Source organism: Candidatus Accumulibacter vicinus (genome assembly GCF_000584955.1).
In the GTDB taxonomy this organism is placed as follows: domain Bacteria; phylum Pseudomonadota; class Gammaproteobacteria; order Burkholderiales; family Rhodocyclaceae; genus Accumulibacter; species Accumulibacter vicinus.
In genome coordinates this window covers 168,398-178,211 of the sequence record NZ_JDSS02000019.1, presented here as the reverse complement: position 1 = coordinate 178,211, position 9,814 = coordinate 168,398, and the positions used below count along the sequence as shown (strand labels likewise).

Sequence of the window (9,814 nt, the reverse complement as noted above, 5' to 3'; positions counted from 1 at the left end):
CATCGTCTACGACCAGGAACGCTACAAGCAGCGCAACAAAGTCGAGCGCCTTTTTAGGTGATTTCCGCAAAAAGCCGTACCAAGAGTCATGGCGACAGGCCGGGCTCATGGCCAGAATAACAAGCCGCTGCGGTAGTTGTTCTGGATCTTGATTCCCGGAAATCACCTTAACAAACGCAAACAGTTCCGCCGAGTCGCTACCCGCTATGAAAAACTCAAAGCCAACTTCCTGGCTTTCGTCACCGTCGCGCCCTCATCGTGATCATGCTCCGCTAGCAATTTTGTGAACACGGCCTAGTTAATCCCACAGCACTTCATCAAAAAGCGCCTGCAAACGCGCGCCCCGTTCGGGATTGACTTGTCGCAACCAGGACAGCCGCCCCCGCAAATGGGCGCGAAAATCGGGCAGTCCACGGCGATTCTGGCTTGCCGGTCCGTGGCGACGGCAATTGGTCAGGATGGCCTTGAGCGTGTCGTATTCGGCACGCGGCAGGTTGAGCCGCTCATTCACCACCAGGCCGGTAATCCGCTGGCTGGCGCAGGCAGGTGCGAGTCGCGTCTTGCGCCAGTTCGGGGCGAAGCCTTCTTCGAGAATGATGTCCTGAACCATGAACACGATGCGCCTGCCGCGGGCCAGGTCTCCGTCGGCGCAAGAAAAAACCAGATCGTCGACGTAGCGACTATAGCCAGCCTGACATTCCCGTGCCGCGCCGGCCAGGCGCAGGTCGAGACGATAGGCGCAGAGGTTCGCCAGCGCGGGAGACGTCGGCGCACCCTGGGGCAGATGCCGTCCCATGAACTGGCGTGCCCAATCGCGACGGCGGCAGCGCTCTTCGGGACTCGGATACGCCTCTTGCGGCACCTGGCGAAGCAGCCAGGCGGGGCTGCAGCGAGTGGTCAGGCCAGTCAGATAGCGGGCCGTCTCGCGCGGGTAGCCGAGGGTGCGAAACAGCGCATGCACGCGGGCGCCGGAGATACTGGCGAAGAAATCCCGCAGATCCAGCTTCAACAAGAGCGCCGAGCCAAGATGCAGACGCGCGTTATCCACCACCGAGCGGCCTCGCACGCAACCCTGCGCCGCTTCGTGCACCGGCACCCGATTGAGGATTTCCCGCAGGATACGCCGTTGAATGAAGCGCAGGTTCTCCTTGGGCGCCTCGATCAGGCGCGCGCCACCTGCCGCCTTGGCAACCCAGCGGGAATGATAGTGATCGAGTTTTTCAGCGCGCGAACGGCTGGACCACGCGGACGCATCGGCGTACCAGTCGAGCATGGACGGCGCCATCTCCAGCCAGTCCGCGAGATCACCGATGGTTGCCAGCGACGGCAGGAGAAGCCCGGCCAAAGGCTCGGGCGGATGTCCCATCGGCTGATGAAATGGATAGTAGGCACGGACCACCGGGATCGCTTCAGGCCGCTCGAAGGCCGCCAGGAAGGCCGGAAAAGCGAGGATGGACGCGACTACCTGATCATGTTGCTGCGGCGGCCAGACCTCACCCGCTGGTGCCGCACGCGCGAAGTGTAGATGCAGTGCCAGCGGCACCAGCCACGGCGCGGGGTGGCCAAGTACCCGCTCAGCTCTCGCCCGCATCGCGGGAGGACTCGCCTCACCCGCCATGAAGGCGCGCGCCAAGGCGGTCGCCACCCGGCGCACGGCTGCCGACGAGCAGTTGGGGCGATCAGAAAGTTCATCCATAGTGACTTGCAAGATCAAGGCGTGGCGCCCTCTCCAGCCTGTCGTGTGACGCCTGAGCCAAACACGCCGCAGGCGTGAGCCGCTCAGGCAACGAAAAGCCAACTACCGAAAAAACTCCAGGGTAACCCTGGAATGGCCGGGCCAATTGCAACCCGAACCCGCCAGGAGAGGCGCACCACAGTCAGAGATTAATGCACCAGCAGGAAACGAGTCAAATGACCGGGCACTCTTCCACAAGCCGTTCGGGCCAGTCACCACCTTGCCGTTCGGTACGTCGCCAGACACCTCCCGCCTCGACCAGTGCCGCCGGCGTTGTGCGGACGCGGCCTCCGCGCGCTACAAAAACCGTAATCGGCGCGATTACCGGCCGTCGCGCCTGTGTTCTCGCGCATGCCGGCGAGGTGCGAAGATAGCGTTTCCCGGAAAACGGGCGCCCCCTTCAGCCCGCCGGCGAAGCCTCCTCGGCCAGGGAGCGAAACGCCTGCGCCGTGCTCAGGAAAACCTGCCCGCTGAGCTCCTTGCCGAGCAACTCACTTTGCTGCAGGCGGTCCATCACCGGGCCCTTGACCTCGCTCAGATGCAGTTTGATTCCCTGCGCCTGCAGGCTGCGATTGATCTCGGTCAGCGCATACAGGCCGGTGGTATCGATCAGGCTCACCGCCGACATGACCAGCAGCACGTGGCCGGTGACCCGACCCTGCGCCGCTCGCGCCTTCAGCAGGTTCTCGAGGCGGTCGACGACGGCGTCGACATTGCCGAAGTAGAGGTCGGCGTCGACGCGCAGCATCAAGACCTCGGGCAGTGTTTCCACGTCGTGCCGTTCGACGTTGCGGAAGTGCTCGCTGCCCGGGATCCTGCCGATGACGGCGATATGCGGCCGACTGGTGCGCCAGATCAGGGTGGCGAGTGACAGCACGACGCCAAGGATCACGCCCTCTTCGACGCCGAGCAGCAGCACGCCGGCGACGGTGGCCAGCAGCGCTCCGGCGTCGCCGCGATCGTAGCGCCAGGCGTCGCGCAAGGTCGTCAGGTCGATCATCCCGAGCACGGCCAGGATGATCGTTGCCGCCAGCGCCGGCAACGGCAGCAGCGACACCCAGGACGTCGGCACCACCAGGATCAGCACGACCAGGGCGGCCGAAATCACGCTGGCCAGGGGCGTGTTGGCGCCGGCCGAGTAGTTCACCGCCGACCGCGAAATGCTGCCGGTGACCGGCAGGCCCCCGGATAGCGCACTGGCCAGATTGGCGGCGCCGAGGCCCAGCAGCTCGCGGTTGGTCGCGATGCGTTCACCACGCTTCTGCGCCAGCGATTGCGCCGCAGACTGACTGGAGAGAAAGATCATGAAAGCGACCAGCACGCCGGGAACCAGCAAGGCTCGCCAGTGTTCGGCCGACACCCTCAGGGCGATTCCGGGAATCCCTGCGGGAATCTCGCCAACCGCCTTCACCCTGCCTTGCACCAGACCCAGAACACCGACCACGGCCGTCGCCACGACCAGAACCGCCACCGGCGCCAGTCTGGCCAGTGTCTCGGCAACGCGCGTCGACACCCCCAGGGCGCTCAGCGCCTTGGCCAGATACTGTTTCGCCGCCCACAGCGCGAGCAGCGAACTGACGCCGATGATCGCGCTCGGCAGATGGACGGCCGCCAGCGGTCCGCCCAGCAGCGGCTGCATCTGGCCCCCGGCGATCAGCAGGGCCGCGCCAGTGGTGAAACCGCTCATCACCGGTCGGCTGAGGAAACCGGCGAGAAAACCGAGGCGAAAGATGCCGCTCAGGAACAGCACCACGCCGGCGATCAGCGCCATCTGGCCGGCCAGAACGACGCTCAGCGCCGAGCCGGGCGCTGCGAGAACCGCCAGCGCCGTGCCCGTCATCAGCGAGGTGATCGCCATCGGTCCGACCGACTGGACCATGCTGCTGCCGAAAACCGCATAGGCGATCGGTGCCAGGATGCTCGCATACAGCCCAGCCACCGGCGGCAGCCCCGCGACCATGGCATAGGCCATGCCCTGGGGAATCAGCATCAGGGCGACGATGACGCCGGCAGCGAGGTCGCCGGCCAGCAGATCACGTCGATAGTGTTTCAGCCAGAATGGCATGGCGACTGTCTCCCGGTTGTTCACAAGGCGCGATGGGACGCGACGATCATGGTACCCGTCGTGCCGCTGTCGTCCTAACATGAGACCGGGCGTCCGGCAATGGTCTGCTGCGCTTGCCTGCTGCCAGAGCGATTGAACGCAAACCGCGAGAAGCGTAAGGCGAGAATCGTAAGGCGGGCATCGTAAGTATTCCCGCCCGGACGACGACCAAGCTTCATCGTAACTCGTGGAGGCTTCCATGTCCTGGCATTCCCTGGCAAGTCCGCTGCTCCTCGCCGTCGCTTGCGGCGCTGCCGACGCCGCTCCGACGGCTGCCTGTCAGCGCAGCAGCCCGCCGCATACGGTGGCGCTGGTCGAACTGTTCACCTCGGAAGGCTGCAGCAGTTGCCCGCCTGCCGACCGCTGGCTGAGTACGCTGGCTGCGCGCTACGGACCCGAACAAGTCGTGCCGCTGTCGCTGCATGTCGACTACTGGGACTACATCGGCTGGCAGGACCCTTTTGCCCAGGCGCAGTTCAGCGAGCGCCAGCGCCAGCTCGGACAGCGCTCGGCCAGCCCGGTGGTCTACACCCCGGAGGTATTCGTCGGCATGCGCGAACTGCGTGGCTGGCACGATGCAGCCAGCTTCGAACAGCGGCTGCGCCAGATCAATCGCCAGCCGGCGCGCGCAGACATTCGCCTGGCGATGAAGGGCGGCGAAACCGGAGCGATCGCCGTCGAGGCCCAGTTCCGCACGGCAACCGCCGAGGATGGCCGGAACAGCCTGCAGGGCGTGCTGGTGCTCTACGAAGACCGTCTCGAATCGAGTGTGCGGCGCGGCGAAAACCGCGGGGCAACGCTGCGCCACGACCACGTCGTTCGCTACTGGTCGCCGCCCTTCCCGCTGCGCGCCGACGCGACGCTGCAGACGGTCCGCCGCACGCTGGGGCTGGGCGCCGAATGGAACACGACGAAACTGGGCCTCGCCGCGTTTGTTCATGACAGCCGCACGGGCGAAGTGCTGCAGGCGATCTCGCTGCCGGTCTGCACCGCGGCAGCAATGTGAACGACGAGGCGCATCACACCGAGGTCTGTCCATTGTTGCGGTTTACGCAACAAATATTTGCCGATTGTCGGCTATTTCAAACCCAAAAGGACGATTAGAGTACGGCAATCGCTTCAGGAGTTGCCCGCATGACCCCCTCGCTACCCGTTTTCTTCGTCCCCCACGGTTCCCCCGGCTTTGCCCTGCGACCGGGTGCGGCCGGCGCGGCCATGGTCGCCGCGGTGGGCGGACTGCCGCGACCGCGCGCCATTGTCATCGTCAGCGCGCACTGGGAGATGCCGGAGCCTACCGTCGGCTTTGCCGAACGCCCGCGCACGATCCACGACTTCTACGGCTTCCCGGAGGAACTGTACGCCCTCAACTATCCGGCGACGGGTTGCCGCGAAGCCTCGCGCGAAGTCGTCAAGGCGATCACGGCGGCCGCTCTGCCGGTTGAGGAAGAGGCGGCCCGCGGCCTCGACCATGGCGCCTGGGTCCCTTTGCGCCTGATGTTTCCCGAAGCCAACGTGCCGGTGATCCCCGTTTCCATCCAGAGCGCCGGGGGTCCGCAACAGGCGTGGCGCCTCGGCCAGGCGCTGGCGCCGCTTGCCGCCCAGGGCTTCCTGATCATCGGCTCGGGGAACGTCACGCACAACCTGCGCGACTATCAACTCGCCGCGCGCCAGGCCGGGCAGACCCCGGATTATGTCCGCGCCTTCTCCGGATGGCTCGCCGATCGCCTCGCCACCCACGACATCGCCGCGCTGCTCGACTATCGCCGGCAGGCGCCGGGCGCCGTTCGGGCGCACCCGAGCGAGGAACATCTGCTGCCGCTTTTTGTCTCGCTCGGTGCCGGTGGCGAAAAAGCAACGGTGCAACGCTTCCATGCCGGCATCGACGATCACGTCATCGCCATGGACGCCTATTCATTTTTTCCGCCATCAGGAGGTACCGCATGAGCGAGCGCTACACATCCACCGCCAAGGCCCTGCACTGGCTGATGGCCATCCTCTTCTTCGGTCTGCTGGCGCTGGGTTTCTACATGCACGACCTGCCGCTCTCGCCCGAAAAGCTGAAACTCTATTCCTGGCACAAGTGGGCCGGCGTCACGGCCTTCCTGCTCGTCTGGCTGCGGCTTTTCTGGCGCCTCACGCATCGCCCCCCGGCGCTGCCGGCGAGCATGCCGCGCGCACTGCAGTTCGCCGCCCATGCCGGCCACTTCCTCATCTACGCGCTGATGCTCGCCATTCCGCTGTCCGGCTGGCTGATGAGTTCGGCCAAGGGTTTCCAGACTGTCTGGTTCGGTATCCTGCCCATTCCCGATCTGCTGAACAAGAACAAGGAACTGGGCGACCTGCTGCAGACCGTCCACATGAGCCTCAACCTGCTCTTCGTCGCGACCATCGTCGGCCATGTCGGCGCCGCACTGAAACACCACTTCATCGACAAGGACGACATCCTGACCCGCATGTTGCCCGTCCATTCCCGGGAAAACTGAGAGGCGACGAATCGACATCGCCATCGAGGCGATCCGGCAGCAAGCCCCCCCATCGATCCCTGACCTGCACTCGCCAGCGCCTTAATGCTGAGAGTGGCAATTGCCCGCAGCATCCTGCAGGCGATCCCCGGCGACATCGTCTCCCTGCAGTTTCTCGGTCTGCTCTATCACCGGACCAGGCGCCGCGCGCAGGCCATGCAGGATCAGAACTCGAAGACCTGATTGCTCTGTAGCATCCTCGGTTTGAATTCGCCTGCGCAGGCCTGGATTTCAGCCATCGTCAACTCGATCTGGCTGGGCTTCAGATGACTGATATAGATTTCTGGAGCAATGGACAGCTTCTTCAACTCGTTTGCCAGCATCTTCGGACAGAGGTGCTTGGAGATTTCGGCAAGCCCCTGTTCGCGGTTTGGAAAAGCCGTTTCAATCAGCAAATAACGCAGGTTGGCAATGCGATTGACCACCGGCCAGAAGGCATCATTGGCAGTGGTGTCGCCGGTAAAGACCAGGCTGCCCACCCCTGAGTCGAGCTGATAGCCGACTGCCGGTACCGTATGCTCGGCAGGAAGCGCCGTAATCGTTCGCTCACCGAGCCGCACCGACTGGCCCAGGCTGATGGACTGGTAGCGCATGATGGCCTTCTCGCGGCTCGGGATCACACTGAAATCCGGCCAGATCGCCCAGTTGAAGATATGATTGCCGATGATTTCGAGTGTCGCAGCCGTTGCATAGACCGTTAGGGGCTTGTCCCGCAAGTCGCTGACCGAATCGATCAGCAGGGGCAGCAAGGCGATGTGATCGAGGTGTGAGTGGGTCAGAAACACATGGTCAATGAGCGCCAGTTCGGCCAGCGATAAATCAGCGACACCCGTCCCGGCATCGATGAGCAGATCATGATCGACGAGCATCGCCGTGGTTCGCCGATGACGCCCGCCAATACCTCCACTACAGCCGAGGACCCTGACTCTCATGGCAGCGCAGCCGGATTCATCTGCTTTCCGAATCTGCTAGCCGTGCGGCCTCGTCCGCAGAGAACATTGTCCATCACTGCTTGAGGAGAAATTCCATCTTCACCCCGGCAATCTCGATCAGGTCATGGTTCTCCAGAAGGCGCGCCTGCGCGTCGATGACCCGGCCGTTCAAGACCGGGAATGCTCCTTCGACGTGGGTCAAGAAGTAACCGTGCGGCCTTCTGGCGATCACCGCCACCTGCCCAGGCTTGCCGAGAGTGGTCAAGGTCTTGGTCAGTTGCAACTGATGTCCGGCGTTGGAACCACTGAGCAAGCGAATCACCGCCATGCCGAGGACAGGCGCCGGACCCGCGGGTTGCGATGCACTGGCCGGCGTCACATCAGCAGCACTCGGAACATTGTGCACGGCTGCTGGCCGCGGCGGTTGCGTCGTCTGCTCATAAGGTGAAGCCTCGTGCTGGGTCACCGTTGCGACAATGTACTTCATTTTGTACTTGCCCAGCTCGATGACGTCACCGTCCTTCAGAAAATGCTTCTTGACCGGCTGGCCGTTGACCAACGTTCCGTTGGTGCTGTTGAGATCCTCAAGGAAAGAATCGTTGAGTATGGTCACCACCGCCGCATGTTCACCGCTGATCGCCATATTGTCGATCTGAATGTCGTTATGTGCCTTGCGGCCGATGCTCACCCGCTCCTTGAGCAGCGGGATTTCCTTGAGAACCAGACCATCCATGCTGAGTATGAGCTTTGCCATCGCCTTCTTCGTCCTTAATTGAGCCATGACCAGAGTTTGGACCAGCCTCTTTTGGCGGCCGGAAATGCATGCAAAACCTTGATCACCACCACCGAAATATTGTCGTTCCCACCATTGTCGTTGGCCATCTGGATCAGTTTCGCTGCCGAGCGCTCAAGATTGACCGTATGCATTTCCAGTGCGTAATGGATTTCCACCTCTTCGACCAGGTCGTAAAGACCATCGGAGCATAGAAGGTAAACATCTCCTGGACGCACCGGGTGAACGTGGATCTCCGCTTCGACCTCTGCCTCAATGCCGACGGCGCGTGTCACCAGGTTCCGCTGCAATGAGTAACGCGCCTCTGCCGCCGAAATCAAACCGCTATCTATCTGCTCCTGCAGGACCGAGTGGTCGTGGGTCATGGCCATGAACTCATCGCCCCGCAGTCGATACAGACGCGAGTCGCCAATGTGGGCGACAACCACCTGATCATCGCAAAATACGGCAGCGACAAGCGTGGTACCCATTCCGCCAAACTTCGATTGACGCTCCGACGCCTGATAGATCGCCAAATTCACCGCCGCGATCTGCTCCTTGAGGCAACGATGCGCGAACAGTAGTCCGCTACCGCTATCGGTCCGGTGCGCGGCAGTCGCCTTGAAAGCTGCGGTCAGTCCGGCCGAGAGGAGCTTTGTCGCCATGTTGCTGGCGATTTCTCCGGCATTGTACCCGCCCATTCCGTCCGCCAGAATCACCAGCCCTTGATTGGCATCGGCAAATACCGAATCTTCATTTTTCCCCCTGACCAATCCGGGGTCGGTACGGGCGGCGATTTCGAGCGCTCCCAATAGACTGTTTGCCACGTCCACTCCCATCACTGATCAGCAAATCCAGACGGCCATCGGCATTTCCTATCTCAGGCATGGCGGCAGTCTCGACATCCTCTGCCAAGACTATGCGCCATAGGGCAGTTCGACACCGAAACCGTGCTCACGTGCCAAATCCTCAAGGGTGACGGCGACTGCCAGATCCTGGACGGCCATGCCCTGCGACTCGAACAGGGTGATCTCGTCAGGTGTCGAACGCCCAGCCTGCCGACCGCAAATGACGTCGCCGAGTTCGATGAGCTGACGCGCATGCAGGCGCCCTTTTTCCAGCAGTGGCAGCAGATCACCCGCTTCACACAGCGCCGTTGCCACGCTATCGACGACGATCGGCGAGCAACGTTTGATGACGTCCTCGCCAAGTTCCCTGCGGATCAGCGAATTCGATCCGGCGGCATTGATGTGTGTTCCCGGCGCAAGCCAATCGGCATCGAAAAGTGGCGTCGCCGACGTGGTCACCGTGCTGACGATATCACTGCCACGTACCACTTCTTCGGGCGAAGCCACGGCAACCACCTCAAGCGCAAGCCGTTCGGACATTCTCTTACAAAAGGCGGCCAGGCGCTCGGCATGGCGTGCGTAGACCTTGATCCGTTGCAGCGGGCGCACTGCTGCGATCGCTTCGAGATGCCCTTCGGCCTGCCAGCCGGCACCAAATACGCCCGCCACGCGGGCATCGGACCTGGCCAGCCAGCGCGTCGCGACGCCGGCTGCCGCACCCGTACGCATCATGCCCAGGCGATCGGCTTCCAGCACGGCGCGCAGACTGCCACTCGAGGCACGATACAGGTGAACCAGGAAACGCACACCCGATCGGTTACTGGTGTAGGCCTTGTACCCGATGACGTCGAGTTGCGGCAATGCCCCCTGCAGGATATGCAGCGTCGTCTGTGGCAGGGGA

At 63.0% G+C, this 9,814-nt stretch carries 10 protein-coding genes and 1 pseudogene; 5 read left to right on the top strand and 6 right to left on the bottom strand.

Annotated features, from left to right (window positions below):
* Positions 1 to 169: 169 nt before the first annotated feature.
* Positions 170 to 262, top strand: a pseudogene (locus CAPSK01_RS22155) (IS5/IS1182 family transposase); the annotation flags it as partial.
* Positions 263 to 298: 36 nt separating this feature from the next.
* Here CAPSK01_RS22155 and CAPSK01_RS07235 read toward each other — a convergent pair.
* On the bottom strand, positions 299 to 1,696 hold the full coding sequence (locus tag CAPSK01_RS07235) for a reverse transcriptase family protein (RefSeq protein ID WP_034924488.1): 1,398 nt from the start codon (positions 1,694 to 1,696) through the stop codon (positions 299 to 301).
* 439 nt (positions 1,697 to 2,135) lie between these two features.
* Positions 2,136 to 3,800 (bottom strand): sulfate permease, encoded by a 1,665-nt coding sequence (gene sulP, locus CAPSK01_RS07230; protein WP_034924486.1) that lies wholly within the window; start codon positions 3,798 to 3,800, stop codon positions 2,136 to 2,138.
* Between the two features lie 238 nt (positions 3,801 to 4,038).
* Here sulP and CAPSK01_RS07225 point away from each other — a divergent pair, with 238 nt between their 5' ends.
* The 4 genes from CAPSK01_RS07225 to CAPSK01_RS22150 all read left to right on the top strand — a co-directional run bounded on the left by CAPSK01_RS07225 (position 4,039) and on the right by CAPSK01_RS22150 (position 6,544).
* Positions 4,039 to 4,845 carry a DUF1223 domain-containing protein gene (locus tag CAPSK01_RS07225; RefSeq protein ID WP_034924483.1) on the top strand — a complete coding sequence of 269 codons (807 nt, stop codon included), beginning with the start codon at positions 4,039 to 4,041 and terminating at the stop codon, positions 4,843 to 4,845.
* A 128-nt stretch (positions 4,846 to 4,973) separates the two neighbouring features.
* A complete protein-coding gene (locus CAPSK01_RS07220) occupies positions 4,974 to 5,783 on the top strand; it encodes a class III extradiol ring-cleavage dioxygenase (RefSeq protein ID WP_034924481.1) in 810 nt (269 codons plus the stop codon).
* Positions 5,780 to 6,322, top strand: a complete 543-nt coding sequence (locus CAPSK01_RS07215) for a cytochrome b (RefSeq protein ID WP_034924478.1) — start codon at positions 5,780 to 5,782, stop codon at positions 6,320 to 6,322. Before CAPSK01_RS07220 ends, CAPSK01_RS07215 begins: the two co-directional genes overlap by 4 nt.
* Positions 6,323 to 6,406: 84 nt before the next feature.
* Positions 6,407 to 6,544, top strand: coding sequence for a hypothetical protein (locus CAPSK01_RS22150; RefSeq protein ID WP_273703238.1), 138 nt, complete (start codon positions 6,407 to 6,409; stop codon positions 6,542 to 6,544).
* On the opposite strand, the gene CAPSK01_RS07210 is transcribed toward CAPSK01_RS22150, so the two are convergent.
* The 4 genes from CAPSK01_RS07210 to CAPSK01_RS07195 form a co-directional block, all read right to left on the bottom strand.
* Positions 6,526 to 7,293: a 3',5'-cyclic-nucleotide phosphodiesterase gene (locus CAPSK01_RS07210; RefSeq protein ID WP_034924476.1), complete on the bottom strand. Its 768-nt coding sequence runs from the start codon at positions 7,291 to 7,293 to the stop codon at positions 6,526 to 6,528. The two genes, CAPSK01_RS22150 and CAPSK01_RS07210, sit on opposite strands and share 19 nt — an antisense overlap.
* A 73-nt stretch (positions 7,294 to 7,366) precedes the next feature.
* Complete coding sequence (locus CAPSK01_RS07205) at positions 7,367 to 8,047, bottom strand: FHA domain-containing protein (RefSeq protein WP_034924473.1); 681 nt, start codon at positions 8,045 to 8,047, stop codon at positions 7,367 to 7,369.
* Between the two features lie 14 nt (positions 8,048 to 8,061).
* On the bottom strand, positions 8,062 to 8,892 hold the full coding sequence (locus CAPSK01_RS07200) for a Stp1/IreP family PP2C-type Ser/Thr phosphatase (protein WP_273703237.1): 831 nt from the start codon (positions 8,890 to 8,892) through the stop codon (positions 8,062 to 8,064).
* Between the two features lie 90 nt (positions 8,893 to 8,982).
* Positions 8,983 to 9,814: ornithine cyclodeaminase family protein (locus CAPSK01_RS07195; protein ID WP_273703236.1), on the bottom strand; the 832-nt coding region annotated here is incomplete at its 5' end.